The organism is Acidobacteriota bacterium, assembly GCA_012729555.1.
Classification (GTDB): domain Bacteria; phylum Acidobacteriota; class UBA6911; order UBA6911; family UBA6911; genus UBA6911.
The window spans coordinates 17,215-39,239 of record JAAYCX010000042.1; the positions used below are offsets into that span (position 1 = coordinate 17,215).

18 protein-coding genes are annotated in these 22,025 nt (G+C 66.1%); 9 read left to right on the plus strand and 9 right to left on the minus strand.

The window, feature by feature from the left end; genetic code table 11:
- A complete protein-coding gene (locus GXY47_08825; protein NLV31246.1) occupies window positions 1–1,536 on the minus strand; it encodes a hypothetical protein in 1,536 nt (511 codons plus the stop codon).
- Window positions 1,537–1,590: 54 nt separating this feature from the next.
- The gene (locus GXY47_08830; GenBank protein NLV31247.1) at window positions 1,591–2,580 is read right to left on the minus strand and encodes a hypothetical protein; all 990 of its coding nucleotides are present in this window, start codon (window positions 2,578–2,580) and stop codon (window positions 1,591–1,593) included.
- Window positions 2,581–2,880: 300 nt separating this feature from the next.
- Between GXY47_08830 and GXY47_08835 the strand changes: the two genes are divergently transcribed.
- The 3 genes from GXY47_08835 (at window position 2,881) to GXY47_08845 (ending at window position 4,821) form a co-directional block, all read left to right on the plus strand.
- Window positions 2,881–3,345, plus strand: coding sequence for a hypothetical protein (locus GXY47_08835; GenBank protein ID NLV31248.1), 465 nt, complete (start codon window positions 2,881–2,883; stop codon window positions 3,343–3,345).
- Window positions 3,346–3,436: 91 nt separating this feature from the next.
- A complete protein-coding gene (locus GXY47_08840) occupies window positions 3,437–4,039 on the plus strand; it encodes a hypothetical protein (GenBank protein NLV31249.1) in 603 nt (200 codons plus the stop codon).
- Window positions 4,036–4,821: a transporter gene (locus GXY47_08845; protein NLV31250.1), complete on the plus strand. Its 786-nt coding sequence runs from the start codon at window positions 4,036–4,038 to the stop codon at window positions 4,819–4,821. Before GXY47_08840 ends, GXY47_08845 begins: the two co-directional genes overlap by 4 nt.
- 6 nt (window positions 4,822–4,827) lie before the next feature.
- Here the strand turns inward: GXY47_08845 and GXY47_08850 are convergent, their stop codons facing one another.
- Window positions 4,828–6,237, minus strand: coding sequence for an MFS transporter (locus GXY47_08850; protein NLV31251.1), 1,410 nt, complete (start codon window positions 6,235–6,237; stop codon window positions 4,828–4,830).
- 167 nt (window positions 6,238–6,404) lie between these two features.
- Here GXY47_08850 and GXY47_08855 point away from each other — a divergent pair, with 167 nt between their 5' ends.
- Both GXY47_08855 and GXY47_08860 read left to right on the plus strand, forming a co-directional pair.
- Entirely contained in the window at window positions 6,405–7,787 is a 1,383-nt protein-coding gene (locus GXY47_08855) for an MFS transporter (GenBank protein NLV31252.1), read from the plus strand.
- A 97-nt stretch (window positions 7,788–7,884) separates the two neighbouring features.
- Entirely contained in the window at window positions 7,885–8,262 is a 378-nt protein-coding gene (locus GXY47_08860; GenBank protein ID NLV31253.1) for a hypothetical protein, read from the plus strand.
- A gap of 12 nt (window positions 8,263–8,274) precedes the next feature.
- Here the strand turns inward: GXY47_08860 and GXY47_08865 are convergent, their stop codons facing one another.
- From GXY47_08865 to GXY47_08890, 6 genes are all read right to left on the minus strand, one after another.
- Window positions 8,275–11,307, minus strand: coding sequence for a glycosyl hydrolase (locus GXY47_08865; GenBank protein NLV31254.1), 3,033 nt, complete (start codon window positions 11,305–11,307; stop codon window positions 8,275–8,277).
- A gap of 13 nt (window positions 11,308–11,320) precedes the next feature.
- Window positions 11,321–13,627, minus strand: a complete 2,307-nt coding sequence (locus tag GXY47_08870) for a beta-glucosidase (GenBank protein NLV31255.1) — start codon at window positions 13,625–13,627, stop codon at window positions 11,321–11,323.
- A 179-nt stretch (window positions 13,628–13,806) separates the two neighbouring features.
- Window positions 13,807–14,913 carry an Ldh family oxidoreductase gene (locus GXY47_08875; protein NLV31256.1) on the minus strand — a complete coding sequence of 369 codons (1,107 nt, stop codon included), beginning with the start codon at window positions 14,911–14,913 and terminating at the stop codon, window positions 13,807–13,809.
- 24 nt (window positions 14,914–14,937) lie between these two features.
- A complete protein-coding gene (locus GXY47_08880; protein ID NLV31257.1) occupies window positions 14,938–16,329 on the minus strand; it encodes an FAD-binding protein in 1,392 nt (463 codons plus the stop codon).
- Window positions 16,319–17,590: a (Fe-S)-binding protein gene (locus tag GXY47_08885; protein NLV31258.1), complete on the minus strand. Its 1,272-nt coding sequence runs from the start codon at window positions 17,588–17,590 to the stop codon at window positions 16,319–16,321. Before GXY47_08885 ends, GXY47_08880 begins: the two co-directional genes overlap by 11 nt.
- 44 nt (window positions 17,591–17,634) lie before the next feature.
- Window positions 17,635–18,612, minus strand: a complete 978-nt coding sequence (locus tag GXY47_08890) for a zinc-binding dehydrogenase (protein ID NLV31259.1) — start codon at window positions 18,610–18,612, stop codon at window positions 17,635–17,637.
- Window positions 18,613–18,923: 311 nt separating this feature from the next.
- On the opposite strand from GXY47_08890, the gene GXY47_08895 reads away from it, so the two are divergent.
- The 4 genes from GXY47_08895 to GXY47_08910 form a co-directional block, all read left to right on the plus strand.
- Entirely contained in the window at window positions 18,924–19,286 is a 363-nt protein-coding gene (locus GXY47_08895; protein NLV31260.1) for a cupin domain-containing protein, read from the plus strand.
- Between the two features lie 27 nt (window positions 19,287–19,313).
- On the plus strand, window positions 19,314–20,231 hold the full coding sequence (locus GXY47_08900; GenBank protein ID NLV31261.1) for a peptidase: 918 nt from the start codon (window positions 19,314–19,316) through the stop codon (window positions 20,229–20,231).
- Window positions 20,232–20,334: 103 nt separating this feature from the next.
- Window positions 20,335–21,261, plus strand: a complete 927-nt coding sequence (locus GXY47_08905) for a creatininase family protein (GenBank protein ID NLV31262.1) — start codon at window positions 20,335–20,337, stop codon at window positions 21,259–21,261.
- Window positions 21,262–21,414: 153 nt separating this feature from the next.
- On the plus strand, window positions 21,415–22,025 hold a 611-nt coding region (locus tag GXY47_08910; GenBank protein ID NLV31263.1), incomplete at its 3' end, for an IclR family transcriptional regulator.

Sequence of the window (22,025 nt, forward strand, 5' to 3'; positions counted from 1 at the left end):
CTACCGGCGGTTGTCGAACCTATACCCCAGGGTGAGAAAATACTGGTTGTAATCCTCTCCCTGCCCGCGGTAGACGGTCACTCCGCCCCCGAGGAAGTAGCGGGCCCCCAGGGACCAGTCGGCGTTGGCGTTGACGAAACGCGCGCGACTGCGGGTCGTGTAGGCTGACTCCAGGTTCTGTTGCCCGAGCTGCACGTCGAACCCGAAGCCCGTTCCCACTTCGCGGCCGAACCCGGCGCTCTGGTAGGTGCCGCGGCCGAAGGAGCTGTCGAACTTCGAATAGCGGTATTCGGCCTGCAGACCCGACCCGAGGACGTCGTCCACGCCGGCGCCCCCCAGGTAGTTCCAGGCGGCCCGCCGGTCCCCGGTCCGGCTGCTCCTGCCGGCGTTGCCGAAAACGCTCACCCGGTGCGGGAGTGCCAGCCGGAATCCCCCGCTCAGCCCCTGGAACAGGAACCTGTCCACCAGCCCGGTCCCGATCAGGCGCGGGTCGAAGGTGGGAAGGTTGCGGAAATAGTTCTGGCTCACGTTGAACGTGATCGCCTTGTGGGGCTGCAGCCGGACCGTGGTGTGGCTCCGGGTCAGCAGTATTTCCCGACTCCCGGAATTCCGGGAGGCGTTGCGCAGATCCACCTCCAGGTTGTTGTGGACGGAGAGCCGGCGCCGGTAAAAAATCCCGTTCTCGAAAAACCCGAACTGGCGGTCGGGTTTCCAGTCCACGCGCGCGAGCGCGATCCCGGCGGTGCCCGTAAACCGGAACGACTCGAAGCTGCCCCTTTCGGTATTGACGAAAGCCCCGGCCAGCTGGCGGTCGGGATTGTAGTTCCAGCTGCTCGGATCGGGCGTCGTCCCCCCGAAAATCCCGGCCGTCTGCTTACCGAACCGCCTTCCCAGGTAGAATCCGTCGATCGTGCTCAGGCTGGCGGCCCAGGGGACGTAGAGGCGCCCTGCCCCCGCGACCCAGGGGGAATCGGGATTGTCGTACTGAAGGCCCAGATGATAGGTCCGGTTGATGAGATCGGTAAGCGTCTCCCGGCGCGTGGAATCCTTCCTCGACTGGACCCTCCCCCGATAGTGACCTTTGACGCTCCAGTGGGTGCCCCCCAGGCGCCCGGCATCCATCCGGAGCATGAAGCCCAGCTGCGAGGACCCGACTCCTTCCCCGGGGAGCTGCAGTGCGCTCCAATCGACACCCAGCCGGCCCCTGACCCGGTTGGCGTCCGTTTCCCGGGCGGTCGCTCCGATCCGCCCCATTTCATCGCGATCGAGATATGCCCGGTCGCCGGGGACCACCGCAGTGCTCGAGGTGACCACCCTGCCGACGGCGGAAACCGCGGCCACCGATTCGATCTCGATTTCGGCCACCTCCACGGTCCCCCCCGCCCCGCTGCGGCCGATAAGGAGCCTTTGCCCCACCGAAAGCGGAGTGCCGGCGACTTCCAGGTATACCGCGCCCTGGAGCACGTGCTTGACCCGGATCGTGCCCTCGCCGGCGCGAAGGGGGCTCTCCGCACCCAGCATAAGGGCACAGACCATGATCGCCCGAAAGACGAACTGTATTCCTGCGCTTGGATCCCGCACGAATTCCCCCTACTCCCGGCCATCCGGGTGGCACGCGTAGCAGTTGGAGCTGTTGTAGACGTAACCGGAGACACCCCCGTGCTCCTCATCCATGGAGGTCCTTTCGTGCTCGTGGCAGGTCAGGCACGTGAACAGGGAGTAATTGGCGGAATTGGTGTGGCAGTCGCCGCAGGCGGACCACTTCCCCGCGTGGGCGCCGCTCCTTATGGGGAACGCGGGGTGATCGTACCGCGCCGGAACCCAGGCGGAGGTACCATGGCAGACCGTGCAGTCGCCGGGGAAGCCGGCCGTGACGTGGTTCGGGTTTGCGGCGCCGTCGAAATCACTCGTGTGGCACGACACGCAGTCGCCCGTCAGCCCCCCGTAACCCGCGCCGGCGTGGCACTGCCCGCAGTCGAGCGGGGCGTGGGCCCCCGTAAGCGGGAAAGCGGTCAGACCCGAATGCCCGGATGCGGCGCTCCAGTTCTGCATGCCGTGGCAGGATTCGCACTGCGTGGGGAAGCCCGCCGACTCGTGGTTCACGGCCGCGGCGCGGTATTCCTCGAGGTGGCAGGAAACGCAGGCGGTGTCGAGGCCGCGGAACAGACCGACGGCCCCGCCGGTGTGACACGATTCGCACTCGGTCCGGGCGTGGGCGCCGATGAGGGGGAACCGGTTCAGGTGCCCGCCGGCGTCGCGCGCGACGCGACGCCAGTCGCGGACCGTGTGACATTCGGCGCAGTCGCTCCCCAGCTGCCGGCGGTGAATGTCTGCGTGACAATCGGCGCATCGCTTCCCCACCCGGGAAAAGACCGGGTCCAGGTGACACGAATCGCAGCCCAGCCCGGCGTGCAGGCCCTCCAGCGGGTAGCCGGTCCTGGCGTGATCGAAACCGGGAGCCGACAGGAGCGGGAGGGACGCCAGGCCCGCGGCGAGCAGGGCGAGCGCGATCAGAATCCCCCGCGGAGCCCGCCCCGGGAAACGAAGCATTCCGGAAAAATGCCTGAGTGCTGTCGGCATACGCCCCCTTCGGAAAAGTTGAGCCACAACCGCCATATGGTGCGAATGTACTAAACATGCGCTTCTGCATGGTGTGTTTTTCATCACACCAACCTATTTTTTTCCCGGCACAAACAGGGGAATCCGGGAATCGGGGAAAAATTCCCGCTCGCTTCCCGTCGGAGCGCAGCCACTCGGGGGAGAAGTACTGTTTTTTCCATATGTTCCTGCCTGCGCAGCCATCAGGGACACTGGAACCGGATTTGCTTACCACTAGGGCGTCGCCATGACGGCAGACCGTTACCAAGGAGCTGACATCCGATGATCAAGAAGAGAATGGTCCTGTTGCTGGGAATGCTGATGTGTTTTGCCGCGGCCGGCGCGATGGCCGAGACGCGCTTCGGCGTGCGCGCCGGGGCGGGGGTCGATCCCGACCAGTTTCACTTCGGCGGCCACCTGGTCTCCGAACCCTTGCTGGCCAACCTGACCTTCCGGCCCAACCTGGAAATCGGGGTGGGGAGCGACCTCACCGGCGTGGCCGCCAACTTCGAGTTCGCCTACGGGATTCCGCTCCCCAAGCGCGATCTCTCGCTCTACATCGGAGCCGGGCCGGCGCTCAACGTCTACCGCTTCGGGGGATCCGACGGCCGGGAGAGCGACACCGACGCCGGCGGCGGCTTCAACGTGCTCGTGGGGCTCGAACAGAGCAAAGGGTTGATGGCGGAGATCAAGGTGGGGATGATCGACAGCCCGGAATTCAAATTCACGGTCGGCTATACCTTCTGAAGGCGGGAGCAGAGGTGGAACCCGAACCGGCCGATACGGGGAGTATCGGGATCGTCAACGGGGGCATGCCCCCACGCAAGGAGAAGACCTCATGTTGAAAATGGATTCAGTCGGGAATCGTTTCTGGATCATCGCCTCGATCACCGTTCTTCTGCTGGCAGCCGCATCGGTCGTGGCGCAGACGGAAGACCCGGACATGGACCCCCCGGACCCGGACGTCATCGAGGAAGAAACCGTCAACGCTGAAAATCCGCCCGGCTATATCAATGACCTCGTGGAAAACTCCGACTTGACCCCGGAGCAGGTGGAGATGATGCGGGTTGACGGGATGGGATGGGGAAACATAAAGACGGCGGCGGAACTGGCCGAGGCCATCTCGGCCGGAAGCACCGAGGCCGATCCCATCAGCTACGACCAGGCCCTGGAACTGGTGCTGGCCGACCGGGCGCAGGAGATCGGATTCGGCGAAATCGCGGAGAAGTACAACCTGAAGATCGGCGAACTGAACCGCAACCGGGTCCGGACACGGACCGCGGGAACCAGGGGCCCGGCAGTGGAAAAACCGGCCAAGGCGGAGAGACCCGAAAAAATGGAGAAGCCCGAGAAACCGGCAAGACCGGAGAGACCGGAGAGACCGGAAAAGCCCGAGAGGCCTGAAAAGCCGGAAAGGCCGGAGCGGGGACCGGGAAGGTGAGACCCCGAACCGGGCTGATCGGCGTTTTATTGTTCATGGCGGGGATGATGCTCTCATCCCCGCCCGCTGCTTCTGCGGAGGACAGGCCGGCTTGGCAATACGGGCTGGCCTTCTCCTACCTGACCGGCGACTATGGGGCGGATGAAAACACCGACATCCTCTATGGCGCCGCCGTCCTCAAGCGCTTTTTCCCCCGCGGCGACGTCACCGCCACCATTCCCTGGCTGGATGTCTCCGGCGGCGGGGTGACCCTGATCGACGGAGGAGCGGAGCCGATCGCCGGGGCTACCGGCGGGTCGGGGCTGGGGGATATCGTCCTCAAGGGGCGCTATTACGCCGTGCAGCAAAGCGGCCCCCTCCCCTTCATCGATCTCGTTGCGAGCCTGAAGCTTCCCACCGCCTCCGAGGCGAAGGGACTGGGGACGGGCAAGCAGGACTTCACCCTGGCCGCGGAATTCGCCCGGGTATTGCCGGGCAACCGGTGGATCGTTCTGGGTGAACTGGGGCACACTTTCGTGGGGGACCCCTCCGGCTACGATGCCTCCAACCGCTGGCTGTACAATCTCGGCCTGGCCTGCCGCACGAGCCCCAGGACCATGCTCAGCGGCTACCTCGAGGGGCGCACCGCCGTCTTCGCGGGGAACGACGACCCGCTCTCGCTCCTGCTGGGCGGCGAGTTCAAGCTCACCCCGGGTCTCTACCTGGACACCATGGTGGAAACGGGGCTGAACGACGGAGCCCCCGACCTGGGTGTCACCATCGCCATCCGGAAGAGAATCTAGCCGGGTTCAGCGCCGCCTCTCAACCAGGTCGTGCTCGATCTCGAGCATCACCCGGTTCTTGAGCGGGTAGAAAAACATGACCAGGCCGCCGATCACCCCGAAGACGGCGGGGTAGAAGCTCATGAGCATCCGGATGCCGTACAGGGCGGACTCGGTCTGCACGGCGTTGGATACGAACCCGTGCCAGTCGAGGATCCACCCCACGAAAGTCCCGCCGAAGGCCAGGCCGAGCTTCAGGGCGAAGAGGGACGCGGCCATGACGAGGCCCGTGGCGCGGCGCCCGAACTTCCACTCCCCGAAGTCGGCGGTGTCGGTGTAGATGGCCCACTGCAGGACCGACACGGCCCCTATAAAGAAGGAGACGACGACGTTGAGGCCGAAGATCAGCAGGACGTTGTGCGGCTGGAGGAAGTAAAAGCCGCAGGAGATCACGGCGCTCGCGACCAGGAAGCTCGAGTAGGCGTTCTTCTTGTCCAGCAGTTTCGCGAACAGGATCGCCAGGAGGGCGCCCGCCAGGGTGGCCAGGTTGCCGGCGGTGGCGAAGGCGGAGGTAAAGGCGTCGATGCCGAGCGGGATTCTCCAGGAGAAGATCTCGAGCACCTGCCCCTGCACGTAGTACTTGAAGAAATAGGGGGTGGAGGAGCCGCGCATGACGGCGAACAGGAGCTGGAACACCGTGGCGACGGCGATCAGGATCCAGGGCTTGTTCCGCACCAGGTCCCGGAGGTCCTGCCGGGTATCCGCCTTCTGCCCTCTGGGAGGGGAGACCCGCTCCCGGGTGGCGAAGAAAGTGATGGTGAACAGGACCAGGGCCAGCAGCCCGAAGGCCCCCATCGTCCGCTGCCAGCCGACCTGGGCGTCCCCCCCGCCCAGCCGGCTGACCAGATAGAGGGTGGCCCCCGACACGATCATCTGCCCGACGAAGGCGGCGACGAAGCGGTACTGCGAGGCGCTGGTCCGCTCGAGCGAGTTGGGGCTCATGACCCCCATCAGGGCCGAGTAGGGGACGTTGATGGCGGTGTAGAGCATCATCAGGAGGGTGTAGGTCACGTAGGCGTAGAGGATCTTCCCCCCGGTCCCGAAGCCGGGGGTCGTGAAGGTGAGGAGGCCCCCCAGCGCGAGCGGCAGCCCCATGATCAGGAGGTAGGGGCGGAATTTCCCCCAGCGCGTATTCGTGCGGTCGGCGATCGCCCCCATGATCGGGTCGTTGACCGCGTCCCAGATCCGCGTGAGCAGGAACATGGTGCCCATGGCCGCGGCCGGCATCCCGAAGATATCGGTGTAGAAAAAGGGGAGGTAGAGGATGAAGGTCTGGAAAAAGAGATTGGAGGCGGCGTCCCCCAGGCTGTAGCCGATCTTCTCCCTGATGGACAGTTTCGGTGCGGGGGAAACACCCGCGCTGCTCTGGCTCGTCATCTGTCACCTCTGTCGGACGGTATCCTGACCTGCTGCGCCGCGCTTCGCCGGGTTCGGGAAAATGCGCCGGCCATTGTACTACGGACACGCCGGGAAGGAACATTTATTTGCCCCCGGGCGGGCGCCGGCCTAAAATGATGGGGCCCATGGCCGCCATTCGCGATTTCATGAAACGCACCACCGCAGCGGATACCGGCGTCTACCCCGGCGCCCGGCGGGCGCTCGCCCTCCTCCTGCTCATCAACATGTTCAACTACATCGACCGGCAGGTCCTGGCCGCCGTGGTGGGCCCCATCAAGCGCACCTTCTTCGACGCCAACGGGGAACTCGCCGTCGGAAGCGAGAGCCTCAACGCCGTCATCCGCTGGCTCCAGGGGCAGCTCGGTTTCAAACCCGAGGACGCCCTGATGGGGCTGCTGGGCACCGCCTTCATGCTGGTCTACATGGGGGGCGCCCCCCTGTTCGCCCGCCTGGCGGGGAATCATTCCCGCTGGAAGATCGTGGGGATCGGGGTGATCCTGTGGAGCCTGGCGAGCGGCGCCTCGGGACTGGCCACCACCTTCATCATCCTGCTGCTGACGCGCTGCTTCGTGGGGGTCGGCGAGGCGGCCTATGGACCGGTCGCCCCGGCCATGATCGCCGACATGTACCCGATCCGGACGCGCGGGAGGGTGTTGGCCTGGTTCTACGTGGCCATCCCCGTCGGGAGCGCCCTGGGATACGTGCTCGGCGGCTGGATCGCCGGGAGCGGCATCGGCGCCTGGGGCTCGGGCCTGGTCGGGATCGCGCACGAGAGCTGGCGCTGGGTCTTCTTCCTCGTGACCATCCCGGGAATTCTCCTGGGGGTGCAATGCTTCCGGATGAAGGAGCCGCCGCGCGGGGGCGAAGGCGAACCCGCGGGGGGGAGCGCCCAGGTCCCGTGGCGCGCCTACTGGGTGCTGGCGCGCACCCCCTCCTACGTCTTCTGCACCCTGGGGATGACGGCGATGACGTTCGCCATCGGCGGCATCGCCTTCTGGATGCCGTACTACCTGGAAACCCGCCCGGGCGCCCCGGGCAACTCCACGATCGTGTTCGGCGCCATCACCGCCGTCGCCGGCCTCAGCGCCACCCTCCTGGGGGGGATGGCGGGGGACCGGCTCCGTTCCCGGTTCCCCAGCTCCTATTTTCTCGTCTCGGGAGCCGCCATGCTCGCGGGCTTCCCCCTTTTCCTGGCGGCGCTGCACGCCCCCTTCCCCTGGGCGCTCTGGGTCCTGGTCTTCCTCGCCTGCTTCTGCCTCTTCTTCAACACCGGGCCGACCAACACCATCCTGGCCAACGTCACCCGCCCCTCCATGCGCGCCATCGGCTACGCGGTGAACATCTTCGTCATCCACGCCCTCGGGGACGTCATCTCCCCCGTCATCGTGGGGCTGCTCAACGACCGCTACGGCGACATGAACAAGTCCTTCCTCGTCGTCGGCGCGATGTTTCTCGTTGCCGGCGTCTGCTGGCTGGCCGGCGCCCGCTACCTCGAGCGCGACACCGCGCGCGCGGCCGCCGAGCCCTGAAAGCCCCGTGCGCTTCCCTTTCCGGCAGGGTTGGGTATATACTGGCCGGCACAAGGGTTGTACGGAAACAACATCCAATCATCTACAGGGAGGCACTATGCTGCGTCGAAGCCTGGTGGCAGCGGTTCTTATCGTGGCGGGCCTGGTCTGCGCCTACGCCGCGGACATCACGGGCAAATGGAATGCGGAATTCGACTCCCAGGTCGGCCCGCAGAAGTACGTGTTCGATTTCAAGGTCGAGGGCACGACCCTCACCGGGAAGGCCATTTCCAACATCGGGGGGATGGAAGCGACCACCGACATCACCGAAGGGAAGATAGAGGGGAACTCCATCACCTTCGTGGAAAACCTGGATTACCAGGGGATGCCGCTGCGCATCGCCTACAAGGGGACGGTCTCGGGCGACGAGATCAAGCTTTCCCGCATGGTCGGCGAACAGGAAGGGGAGACCTTCACCGCCAGGAGGGCGAAGTAGCGCCAGGCAGCGCTACCGGCCGAGAGGACTTTCGGGCGGGCCGAGGTAGCTCGGCCTGGCCCCGCCGAGGTCCACCACGATCCTCTCGAGCACCACCGAGGGGTCCACCATCCTGATTTTCAGCGTGTGGTACCCCGCCTCGGCCAGCTCGTGGACGGAGCGGACGGTGCGGGAGGCGTTACGCACCGACTCCTCCCACTCCCGGTTGCCGTTGCGGGCGTCGAAACCCTCCGGGAGGATCGTGACCACCCGGGCCGGTTCCTCGTCGATCGAGACGGCCAGGCGCAGGCCCCGCCCCGGGGTGAAATTCAGGGTGGGGGCCACCGTCAGGCACACCTCCGCCTTCCCCGGCTCGAAGACATAGACGCCGTACTCGAGGGCCGGGGAGTCCCCGGGCGGCAGGACGCTCGGGGTGCCGCGGGGAAAAACCGTCATGGCCGAACGGGTCCGACCGTAGCCTTCGATCTCCTCCCAGCGCGCCCCGCCCGCGGGCAGACTGCGGGTGAAGTGCGCGGCCTCGATCGCGATATGGCCGTCGCTTTCGATAAAGCCCCGGACCGCTTTCCGGACCCCGGGCGCGGGGTTGTGGAGCGGCACCCGGATATCCACGCTCTCCCCCCCCGCGCGGCCGATCCGGATGTCGCCCTCTGTCGCCCCCTCGGGGACCCGGTCCCAGTCGACCGACACCCAGAGGCGGCGTTCCTTAAGGATGTCGCCCCGGCGTTCGCTCAGCCGGATCCACGGCTGGCGGGCCTCGGCGCTGAAGACGAAGGGCTCCCGCCCCCGGTTGAAAACATCCAGGTAGCGCCGCTGCCGGTTGAAGGGGTCGATCACCGGGAGCTGCGCCCGGGCCTCCGCGCCGGGCCAGGCTTCGGCGGACCCTTCCGCCGACGCTCGCGGCCAAGCTTCGGCGGACCCTTCCGCCGTCGCTCGGGGCCAGGCTTCGGCGGACCCTTCCACGGCCACGCCGAGGGAGGCCTCTGCGGGCAGATCGAGGCGCGTGACCTTCGGCATGATGTTGCGCGGCGGGTCGTTCCACATCGTGTAGCCGATATGGACCTGGTCGGCGAAATGGTTCCATTTGCCCCCGGCAAAGACCCGGTTGTAGTGGTCCGAAAGACGCGCGTCCGCTTCGAACAGTTCTTCCACCCGGTCGGCCATGTCGCCCGCTGACGCCCGTCCCTGGCTCGCGTACAGGGCGTTGGCCCCCGCCGCCGCGTAGAGGGCGTAGACCTGGCCGAGCGCCTTGACGGGATGGAGCACGAGCGTGTAGAAGGCCTCGCGCGCCGCCGGGCGCAGTTTCCGGTGGAGTTCCTCGGCCCTGGCCGTGAGCGCGCCAAAGTCCTCGACCACCCTTTCGGCCTCCCGGTAGTGGAGCTGGGAATAGGTGGAGGGGGAGAGGAGCTCGGGCTTGCGCCGGGCGACGTATCGGGAGTAGGTCTCCATGATGTCGGCGGCTTCGGCCGCGTGGGCCGCGCCGAACTCGCGCGCCGCCCAGAGCCGCGTGAACTCCCCCAGATTGCGGTGGTTCCAGCGTTCGGTGTTCCAGCCGTACTGGAGGAAGAACTCCATGGGATAGAGCACGTGCCGGAAGTGCCCCACGTTGACGATCCAGATCCGGTCCGCTCCGTGCAGTTTCGCCAGCGACATCTGTTCCCAGACCGAGGGGAGCGAAACGGTGTTGATCCACTTGTAGTTGCGCGGCCCGCCGACGTAGTCGAAATGGTAGTAGATGCCGGCGCCCCCGGCGCGCCCGCGCTCCGCCCCGGTCGGCAGGCGACGGATGTTGCCCCAGTTGTCGTCGGGCCAGAGCAGGGTCACGTCGTCGGGCACCCGCAGCCCGGCGTTGTAGAACTCCACCACCTCCTTGTAGAGGCACCATAGCTGGGGGACCGCCGTGACGTCCGGGTTGATTTCCCGGGCGATGATGCCGCGCTGGACCCCGACGATCTTTTCGAGCAGCTCCATGCTCTGGGCCACCGTTCCGCCGGGGATCATCGGGGTGTCGTTCGCCCCGCGCAGCCCGATGGTGAGGATGCTCTCGAAATCCCTGTTTCTCCGGACCCCCGCGCGCCAGAACTCCTCGAGCACCTCCGGGTGCCGGTAGTAGTTCCAGCTCCCCAGGGTCTTCTGATGCCTGCGGTCCCACTCCTTCTGCGCCCGCAGCATCGGCTCCTGGTGCGAGGTCCCCATGACGATGCCGTACTCGTCCGCCAGGCGCGCGTTTTCCGCGTCGTCCTCGTTGAAGGCGTTGTTCCACATGGCGGGCCAGAGGTAATTCCCCTTCATGCGCAGGATGGTTTCGAAGACCCGCGCGTAGAACGCGCTGTTGTAGTTGGCCACCCCTTCCGGGACCGGGGGATCTTCGCCCGGGGGGACGCTGCCGTAGGTGTGGCGCACCCATTCGCTCAGGTTGGGGGCCTCGTCGTTGATGAAGATGCCGCGGTACCTGACCGAGGGGGGGCCCTGGACCGTGGTTCCCGCCCTGACGAAGAGCCTGTCGCGGTGGGGCACCGGGACGTCGGCCCACCACCAGGAGGGGGAAACCCCCATCTGCTCCGAAAGGTCGTATATGCCGAAGATGGTCCCGCGCTTGTCGCTGCCGGCGATGACCAGGGCGCTTCGGACGCCCGGGAACGGGTCGGCGACCACCTGGGTGAGAAAGGTCTCCCATTGTCCCGCGATCCGGGCCGTGTCGATCTTCCCCGATTGCGCCAGCCTTTCGATCAGCCGGCTTTTGCCCACGGTCCCGACGAGGACGGGCCGCTCCGGAAGCGCGTCCACCTCCAGGGAAAGCGCCGCCCGGCGCCCCGTGACCTTATGGATGTCCGACTGGAGGTCACGCGCCGCGCGCACGACTCCGGGCCAGTCCGATCCGTCGACATGGATCGGGGCCGCCGTCGCGCCCTGGACGAGGGCGAAGCTGCCGGGCGCCGGCCTGGACTCGACGTAGGCGGGCTGCCCGACGGCCCAGGCGCTGCCGGTGAGGAACAGCAATCCCAGCAGCGGCACAAGTGCCTTCGTGATCCGTCCCCGTCTGGACATCTGGATGGCCTTTCTATCTGACACGCAGAACCGTCTTCTGCAGGTCTTCATCGCGGGAGGAGTTGCCGGTCAGGATCTCGAACTCCCCCGGCTCCACCCGGTATTTCATGTCGATATCGTAGAAAGCGAGGCGCTCGGGCGCGATTTCGAACACCACCGTCTCCGTCTGCCCCGGGGCGAGCGGGACCCGCCCGAATCCCTTCAGTTCCTTCACCGGGCGCGTGGCCGAACTCACCCGGTCCCGGATGTACAGCTGCACCACTTCCTCCCCGGCGACCGGCCCGGTGTTGGTGACATCGACCCTCACCACCGTCGACTCCCAGCGCCGGATCGATTTTTTCTCCAGGCGCGGCGGGCCGAAGCCGAAGGTGGTGTAGCTGAGCCCGAAACCGAAGGGGTAGAGCGGGCCGACCTCGTCGAAGAGGTAGCCCCGGCGCGCGGCCGGCTTGTGGTTATAGAAGGCCGGGAGGTGCCCGACCGACCGCGGGATGGTGATGGGGAGTTTCCCCCCGGGGTTGATGTCGCCGAAGAGGGCCTCGGCCGCGGCCTGTCCCGTCTCCTGCCCCAGGTACCAGCACTCGAAAATCGCCTGCGCCTTTTCGGCGAGGTTCCGGATAGACAGCGGCCGGCCGTTGAAGAGGAAGGCGACGACGGGTTTGCCCGTGGCGGCGACGGCGTCGACCAGTTCGTCCTGCAGCCCGACCAGGTCGAGCGAGGAGCGGTCCCCCAGGTGATTGCGCGCCCAGGCCTCGCGCGAGGTCTGTTCGTTCCCCCCGAGGGCCAGTACCACCGCGTCGGCCCTCCGGGCGACCCGGACGGCGGCCGCGATCCTTTTCCGTTCTTCGGCCGGGTCGGGGGTGACGACCTTGTCCTCCTGCCACGACCCGCCGACGGTGATCCGGCACCCTTCGTGGTGGAGCAGCCGGACCTTTCCCGCCCGCGCGCGAATCCCCTCGAGGAGGGTGACGAAGCGTTTGGGCCGGCCGCTGTAGCCGCCGAGGAGCACCCGGTCGGCGTTCGGCCCGATCACGGCCAGGGTCCGCACCCGGCGCGGGTCGAGGGGAACGGTGCGGTTGTCATTCTTGAGCAGCGTGATCGTCTTCCGGGCGGCTTCGAGCGCCAGCGCGCGGTGCGCCTCGCAGCCCGAGATCCGCACGGCCTCCTCCGGGTCCGTGTAAGGGTCGTCGAACAGCCCCAGTTTGAATTTCCAGAGCAGCATCGGCGCCACCAGCTCGTCGAGCAGCGACTCCTTGAGAACCCCCTTCTTCACGAGTTCGACCAGGTGAAGGTAGCAGTCCGGCTCGGGCAGCTCGATATTCACCCCGGCCTTCGCGGCCAGGGCCGCCGCCCGGCGCCCGTCCTCGGCCAGGTGGTTGCCGAACAGCTCCGGGCGCTCGGCAAGCTCGCGGATGGCGTAATAATCGCTGACCACGAATCCCTTGAACCCCCATTCCTTGCGCAGCACGTCCCGGAGCAGCCACCGGTTGGCATGCGACGGGACGCCGTCGATTTCGTTGTAGGACGCCATCACGCTGACGGCCTTCCCTTTCCGGATCGCCTCCCTGAAGGGATGGAGGAAGACTTCGCGCAGGAGCCGTTCGGAGACGTTGACCGGGGCGCAGTTGGTCCCCGATTCGGGCTGACCGTGGGCGGCGAAATGTTTCAGCGTGGCGATGACGCGCTTCTTGTCCCGGAAGCGGCCGTCCCCCTGGAAGCCCCGGACGGCGGCCACCCCCATGGCGGCCACCAGGTACGGGTCCTCCCCGTACGTCTCCTCCACCCGTCCCCAGCGAGGGTCGCGGGCCACGTCCACGACCGGGGTCAGCGCCTGGTGCGTCCCGCGGGCACGAGCCTCGGCCGCCGTCGCCTCGAACACCCTCTCCACCAGTTCCGGGTCGAAGGTGGCCCCCAGCCCGATCGGCTGGGGGAAGCTGGTGGCGCCGGGCGCCGCCTGGCCGTGCAGGCACTCCTCGTGAAAGATCACCGGGATCCCCAGCCGGCCCTTTTCGACGAAGAATTTCTGGATGGCGTTGGTCAGTTCGGCGTTCTCCCGAGGGTCGAGCCCGCCCCCGGCGTCGCTGGGGCGGCCCACCTGCCCGAGCCCCGGGCGGTCCCGGAAATGGCGCGCGGCCCTGGCCGGGTCGAAACGCCCCTTCCCGTCGACGAGGGTTTCCGCCTTGCCTTCCCAGACGCACCGCATCTGCGCCGCCTTCTCCTCGAGCGTCATGCGCCGGAGCAGGTCCCGCACTCGGCGCTCGGCAGGCAGGCGCGCGTTCCGGTAGGCCGGCACTCCCGATTCCTTGCTTTTCGGTTTCGCCATGATCTCCTCTTGGTTCGTCACGGGGGGCCGGTCCCCGGCCCGCGGGGGGCCGAAAGGCAGGGTTCGGCCTCGACCGATTGTGCAATAGAAGACCGGATTTATAAAGAGGTATCGGGGGGGCGTGGGGGCGCGGCACGACCCGGGGGCCGTGCCGCGCCTTTAACGGCGGGTTCGGATTTCTAGAACCCGAGGTCGTGGCCGGTGATGTTGAGCTCCGCGCGCAGCGCGTTCAGGTTCTTCTGCAGCCCCGGGGGGACCTCGATCCCCTCTTCGGTCACGCGCCGGGTGATGGCGTCGGCTTTCTCGCCGGCGGTGTAGATCCGCTTTTCCCCCGGCGCTTTCGGCGACTCGCGCAGTTCACGCACGATATCGCCCGCCGTCTTCTTGAACCGCTCGAGCGGCAGGAAACTTTCCACGTTGATCACCAGGAAGAAGTGGCCGATGCGCAGGGGGTGGATGTTCCCCTCGTGGTCGGTGTCGTGGAGTTCGGAGAGGAAGGCGCCGTCCTGGAACGCCGCCGAGAGGATCTCGACCACGGTGGCCAGGCCGTACCCCTTGTGCCCCCCCATCAGCTCGCCGCTGCCGCCGACGGGAAGGAGCGCCGCCTTGCAGTCGTTCATCTCCTCTATCAGGTTGGTGCTGTCGGTGACGAGCGACCCGTCCTTGCGGATCACCCAGCCGGCGGGGATCGGCTTCCCGGCGCGCGCCGCCACCTCGATCTTGCCGCGCGGGGCGATCGATGTCGCCGCGTCGAAGTGGAAGGGGAACGCCTCGTCGGTCGGCGCGCTGAAGGCGATCGGGTTGGTCCCCAGCATCGGCTCCACGCCGAAGGTGGGCGCGATGGAGGGGTGGGCGTTGGTAAAGCTCATCCCCACCATCCCTTCCTTGGCCGCCATGTCGGCGTAATACCCCGCGATGCCGTAGTGGCTCGAGTTGCGCACCGCGACGGCCCCCAGCCCCATCTTGCGCGCCTTCTCGATGGCGAGCTTCATCGAATGGTAGCCGACGACCATCCCCATCCCGTTGCCGCCGTCGACGACGGCGGTGGTCGGGGTCTCGTGGACGATCTTCCAGTCGGTCACGGGTTGCTGCAGCCCCTGCTTCATCCTCTCGTAGTACATCTTCAGGTGGGCGACGCCGTGCGACCGGACCCCGACCAGGTCGGAAGCCAAAAGCACGTCGGCCACGATTTCGGCGTCCGCCTGAGGCACGCCCATCTTGAGCAGGGCGTCGATCATGAACGCCGTCACTTTTTTTACCGGTACATAGACATTTTCTTCAGCCATTTTCATAACTCCGTGATTGTGAATTTAAGCCTTGTCCTCGAACATCTTGCCTGGATTCAGAATATTCAGCGGGTCGAGCGCCTGCTTGATGCGCCGCTGCACCTCGACCGATACCGGCCCCAGCGCCCTCTCGAAATACGGGCGCTTGAGCACCCCGACCCCGTGCTCCCCGGAAAGGGTCCCCCCCGCGGCCAGGGCGGCGGCGAACACCTCCCCCACCATCCGTTCGACTTTCTCCCACTCCCCGGGCTTCCGTTTGTCGAAGAGGATGTTCGGGTGCAGGTTGCCGTCCCCCGCGTGCCCGAAAATCACGATCGGCAACCCGTGCCGCGCGCTGATCTCGCGCAGCTCCCGGACCACCTCGGGAATCGCGCTGCGGGGGACGGTGATGTCCTCCCCCAGCTTGTTGGGCGCCTTGCGTGCGAGCGAGGGGGAAATGGAGCGCCGGGCGCGCCACAGTCCCGCCCGCTCCTCCTCCGTCCGGGCCACCTTCACCGAGCGGGCACCGGTAGCGATGCAGATCCGGCCCGCGGCTTCCGCTTCGCGCATCACCGTCTGTTCGTCGGCCCCGTCCGTTTCCAGGATCAGGGAGGCCTCCACGCCGGTGTCCAGACCGAGGTGCATCGCCTCCTCGATGCACTCGATGGCCGTCCGGTCCATCAACTCCAGGCTGGCGGGCACGATCCCTTCCGCCAGCACGGCATTCACCGCCCGGGACGCCTCATGCAGGGAATCGAACTCGCAGAGCGCCGTCTTCGCGAAGCGCGGGCGCGCCACCAGCCGCAGCAGCGCACCGGTGATCAGCCCGAGGGTGCCTTCGGAGGAGGTGAACAGCCCGGTCAGATTATAGCCCGTGACGTCCTTGATCGGCTTCCCCCCTGTTTCCAGAAGGCGCCCGTCGGCCAGCACCACGGTCAAACCCAAAACATAGTTGCCCGTCACCCCGTATTTCAGGCACCGGGGGCCGCCGGCGTTGCAGGCGATGTTCCCCCCGATGGTGGAATGGCGGATGCTGGAAGGGTCGGGGGGATAGAACAGGCCCAGTTTTTCGACCTCCGCCTGCAGGTCGGCCGTCACCACCCCCGCCTCGGCCCGGACGGTCGAGTTGGCCGCGTCGATCTCCACGATTCTGTTCATGCGGGTGAAACTGACCACGATCCCCCCGGCGCGGACGGGGATCGAGCCCGCGGCCAGCCCCGATCCCATGCCGCGCGCGATCACCGGGATGCGGTTTTCGGCCGCGATCTTCACCACCCCGGCCGTCTGTTCGGTCGAACGGGGGAGCACGACCGCCGCGGGGGTCCCCTCGGCGAAGGTACCGTCGTAGCTGTAGGCGGCCAGGTCCTCGGGCGTCACGAGGACCCCGTCCCTGCCCGCGATGCGGATGAGCGCGTCTACCACCTTCTTACTCTGCATCTTCCCCCCCGTAGGCCTCGTCGAGCAGCGTCACCGGGTGTACCACGCGCACCGGCATCCCGCGCCGCCGCAGTCCCGTATTCAACTGCATCTGGCAGCCGGGGCAGCCGGAAGCCAGGATCCGCGCACCGGTCCCCGTGACGTTGTCGAGCTTCCGGTCGAGCACCTTCCGGGACAGGGCATGGTGCGTGATCAGCTGGCTTCCGGCCGAACCGCAGCACCACTCCGCTTCCGGCAGCTCCACCAGCTCGAGGCCGTCGATGAGGCCGAGGAGGCTGCGCGGCTGGTGCCACACCCGCTGGCCCCGGCGGAGGTGGCACGGATCGTGGTAGGTCACGACGGCCTCCACGCGCCCCGCGGGCCTGGCCAGCGGGATTTCCATGAGAAACTCGCTGATATCCCGGACCTTCTCCGCGAACGCCCGGGCTCTCGCTTCCCACCGGGAGTCCCCCGCGAAAAACGCACCGTAGTCCTTCAGGGTCGACCCGCAGGTGGCGCAATCGGTGATGATCTTTTCCACGCCGCAGCGCTCGAAGACTTCAATATTACGCCGCGCCTGCTCCCTGACAAGGTCCATTCGGCCGTAACCGCGCGCCGGCATCCCGCAGCAGGCGGCTTCCTTCGGGGTGATGACGGTGCAGCCGTTGCGGGCCAGGACGCGAAGGGTGGCCGCGCTCTGGTCGGCGAAGAGGAGGCTCTGGGCGCACCCGAGGAAGAAGCCGACCCGGCGGGCTTCCCTGCCCCGCGCCGGGGTCACCTCGGGGAGGACGCGGCGCAGGGGGCGTTTCGGGATGCGGGGCAGCATCGCCTCCAGGTCGCGGATCCTCGCCGGCAGCAGGCGGTTGAGCCCAAGCAGGTAGACCAGCCGGCGGATTCCCAGCCCCTCGTAGAGCCGCAGGGGGAGCGTCGCCAGTTCCAGGCGGCCGGCGTGGGTGAGGAGGCCCCCGAAAAGCCACCTTTTCCAACGGGACGGGCGGATCCCCTCCCCGACCCCGCGCATCGAGAGCGCCAGTTCGGCGGGGCGGATGCCCACCGGGCAGAGGTCGTCGCACGCCATGCAGGCGAAGCACCCGTACATCTGCTCGAGCAGGTTGGGGCTGAGTTCGAGCTCCCCCTCGAGCCCCTTGCGCGCGAGCGCCACCCGCCCGCGCGGGGACGCCGTCTCGGTCCGGTATTCCCGGTAGGTGGGGCAGGCGGCCAGGCAGAGTCCGCAGCGGATGCAGTGGAGATACTCCGATTCAGTGGGCTTGGATCCTTCCACAACAAGCTTCCCCGTTCGCGGTTTACGGACCGCGGGGCAGAGGGCTAACACCAGACGGTCATGTCCAGGGCCGCCTTGATCATCCCCGCTTCATGTCTTTCATACATTGAAAACGCCGAGGCCGCGTCGCGGACCGGCATCCGATGGGTCACCAGGCAGGAGAGTTCCCCGCCGCACTCCAGAAAGAGTTCGTGCGCGCGGGCCAGGTATCGGGGCCAGTCGGGAGTGACGGTGGCCACGAGCTGCGCGTTTTTCCGGAAAAAGATCTCGTACTCCAGCGCGTAGACCGGCTGATCGGGTACCCCGAAAGCCACCACGGTCCCCTCCCGGCGTATGATCTCCAGGCAATCGTTGATCGTTTCCCGCTGGTGGCCGACGGCTTCGATGCAGATGTCCGGGGGCGCCCAGTCCAGCACCCCCGCGCGCGCGTCCTGGACCGCCTCGATCCCGCGCCGGCACAGGGTACGGGTGGCGCCGAAGCTCGCGGCGAAACGGCACCGGTCCGGGCAGGGGTCGATCCCGATGACGTCGGCGGCGCCCGCCCGCCGGGCCAGCCAGCAGAACATCAGGCCGATGGCGCCCAGTCCCAGCACGGCGACCGATTTGCCCCCGAGATCTCCGATACGGTCGATGGAACCGAGCACCGTCGAAAGGGGCTGGATGATGCAGGCCGCGGCCCCGTCCTCGATGGCGGGATCCAGAAGGACGGTCTTGGGGGCCAGGGCGAGGAAATATTCGGCCAGGCCCAGGTCCCCGTCCGGGATCGCCAGGACCCGGTCCCCGGGATGGAACCGGTCGCTCGAGCTTTCCACCACCACCCCGACGCATTCGTGAATGGGTGCCCCGGGGGCCAGCGGGTAGGAGCGGTAGCGCTTGTTCCCGGTGTAGAACGGGATGTCGCTGCCGCAGGTCAAGGCCCATTGGTTGCGCACGAGGACCCGGCCGTTTTCGCCGGGCAGCCGGGGCACCGGAACCTCCACCGTCTCGAATGCGCGCGGGCGCACCACCTGAAGCGCTTTCATCGCATATTCCTATTCCGAGTCCATCCCTGGATGAATTGAGGAACAAAGTGAATCCATCGGGGGATGACGAGCATCCTTCCTTATGATAGGATACTCTCAGTCGTTCCAAAAAGCTCTGTCTGGCACAGGAACAGTTTCACATAACGAAATTTTGTTCCACTCCGCAGAATAGTTCCCTTTGCTCCCGTTGTCAATTCGGCAGGGTCGAAATCGAAAAATGAGTTTCAGCCCGTGAAATTGATTGACACTGGATGAAATGCGTTATAGAATGAAACTCGATTCCGTGTAATGGAACAGAATGGAGACATTTTATGAATCCTTTGCCATTTGTAAAAGCAGCGGACGTCAAAGGCGAGTTCAAGACTCCGCCCCGCACGTCCAAACTTCTCCTGGCCCCCAAGTTCGGCCAGGTGAAGAATTGTTCCATGGGCATGAACATCACCGAGGTGGGCAGCCAGATCCCCGACCACACGCATGAGGAATCGGAAGAAGTCCTGTTCCTGATGAGCGGTCGCGCCCGGATCGTGCTGGAAGGGGTCGGTTCCTGGGAGATCGGTCCCGAAACCGCCTTCTATTCGCCGCTCGGGGTGAAGCATCGCGTGGAAAACATCGGCGATGAACCGCTGAAGATCGTTTGGGTTTATTGCCCCCCATTGCCGTCCCACTGCAGCTAATTTCAGCAACTAAAGGAGAACGCAGTCATGATTTTTGAACAGACACGCAAGGCCATGAAAAGACTTGGGCTGCCCGAGGGCGACGCCTTCGATCTGCCCTCTTCAACCAAGAGATTCCCCGACGGGGCGCACTTCCGCATCGAATGCCCGACGGTCAACTCCTCGGCAACCGTTGCCGCGCTGCTCGACAGATCCACCGAGATGGGGATCACGATCAACCGGATCACCGAAACCTTCGGCATGTTCCGTCACACCGCCCAGGAGATCAAGGAATACTGCAAACTTTGCAATGAATACGGTTGCGAGCTCCTGCTCTCCACCGGCCCCCGCGCCACCTACGACACCGGCGCCACCGTTCTGTCCCCCCAGGGCGTTCGCGTCAGCTATCGCCTGCGCGGCATGGAACAGGTTCTGCGCGCCATCGAAGACATCAAGCGCGGCTACGAGCTGGGCTGCCGCGGCTTCCTGGCTTACGACGAGGGGATGCTCTGGGTGGTCAACGAGATGCGCAAGAACGGCGATCTCCCCAAGGACATCGTCTTCAAGACCTCGGCCCACCTCGGGCACTGCAACCCGGCGTCCGTGAAGCTGCTGTCCGACCTCGGCGCCGACAGCATCAACCCGATCCGCGACCTGCAGATCCCGATGCATGCGGCCCTGCGCCAGGCTGTGGACACCCCGCTGGACGTGCACACCGACAACCCTCCGGGATCGGGCGGATTCATCCGCGTGTACGAAGCCCCCGAGATCGTCCGCGTGGCGGCCCCGGTACATCTCAAGACCGGCAACTCCGTCATCGGCGGTCACGGCGAAATGACGGGCGCTGCGGAAGGGAAGAGAATGGCGGAACAGGCGGCCATCGTCGTCGAGATGGTCAAGCGCTTCTATCCGGAATTCAAGCAGTCCGCGAAGCGAACGCCCGACATGTGCATCCCGGTTGTTTAAGTTCCACCCTTTAAGCGGAATCTGATTCCGAAGAACAGGAGGAATCATGGGTAGCAAATGGGGTGACTGGGGTCCGTGGGAACTGCCCCCCAAGGGCGGTCAGATGGAAACCCCGGGAGTCTATCTCCAAACCATGAACATGACGCAGATCAACGAGCGTCTCAAGACGAACGACCTGATCATCGTTCCGGTCGGAAGCACCGAGTGTCACGGGGCCTCCCAGCCCGTCGGCGAGGACACCTTCCTCGTCACCCGCATGGCCGAACAGGTCGCGGCGAAGATGGGGTGCACGATCGCCATGCCGGTCTGGTACGGGTCCCACCCGTACAACCATCTCGGCATGCCGGGCACGGTGGTCGTCCCCGAGGACACTTTCCTGGCGAACCTGCGGGCCATCATAGCCGGCCTCTGGAACATGGGCTTCAGGAAGCAGATCTTCCTGAACGGCCATGGCCAGGAGGAGGTCATTCCCCTTGCGCTCCACCAGTGGGCGAAGATGTACCAGGTGCCTTCGGTCCTGGTTTCGCTCCACTGGGAGACCGTCATTCACGACCACCTGAGGACCAAGGAGTTCGGCGGTCCTTTCGAAACCCAGTTCTCTCACGCGGATGAAGCGGAAGCGTCGTATTCCCTGGCGCTCTTCCCCGAATTCTGCGACATGAGCCTGGCCGTGGACAACAAGCCCTCCGGGTTCATCCCGAAGGGGCACGTGGACGGCGGCGGTGAAGTGTACCACCGGCCGATCAGGGGGCATGAACATGTCGGTCTGAGCGGGTCGGAAGTCAATGTCTATCCGGAAGGCGTCATCGGCAGCCCGACGCTGGCCCGTGCGGAAAAGGCCTACGACGGCCTCAACGAGCTGCTGGATTACATGTGCAAGCTGATCACCGACATCATGACCGCGTTCCCGGCGGGCAAGCTGCCCCCGGCCGACAAGGTCACGCAGCGCGACCCCAAGGAGATCGAAGCTCTCCTGAAGGGACCGCTCAACGGCGGGAAGCACATCTACACCGTTGCTTATCCCCCATAGTCGGAAACATCTGTAAACCATGCGGGGGATGCGGCGTCAAAACAGGGCGGCGCATCCCCCCGCATACGCCCAGGGCGCATCCGCCCTGGGGCGCATACGCCCCGGCGCGCAAGGGGCCCATGCATTGCGCCAGGTCCCTCAAGGAGGTTGGCTTTGTCCCAGTCCGTAAGGGCCGTCGAAAGGGCCCTGGATATCCTGCTCTGCTTTTCCCGCGAGGAACCGACTCGGTCGCTGACCCAGATAGCCGAGTCGGTCCAGATGTCCAAGACCACGGTTCACCGCCTCCTGACCACCCTCGAACTCAAGCGCTTCATCAGCCGTGACAAGGCCACCGGGCTCTACCGGCTCGGGTTCCGGCTCATTGAAATGGCCTCCCTGGTCCTGCAGGACATCGAGCTGCAGCGCTGGGCCATCCCCTATCTCCAGCGTCTCTCCTCCCGGTACGGTGAAACCGTGGACATGTCGATCCTGGAAGGGTCCCACGTCATGTACCTGGAAGTGATCGAAAGCCCCCAGCGGGTCAAGATCGCCGCCGCGGTCGGCCAGCGCCTCCCGGCCTACTACACCGCGAGCGGGAAGGCGATCCTGGCCTTTCTCCCCGAAGAACGGGTCCGGCCGATCCTGGAAAAAAACCTGGCCGAGGGCAACTCCCTCATCAAGCGGACCGTTCCCGAAATGCTCGCCCACCTGAAGGAAATCTCGGAACGCGGCTACGCCATCGCTGAAGAGGAGTACGAGCAGGACATCAACGCCGTCGCCGCCCC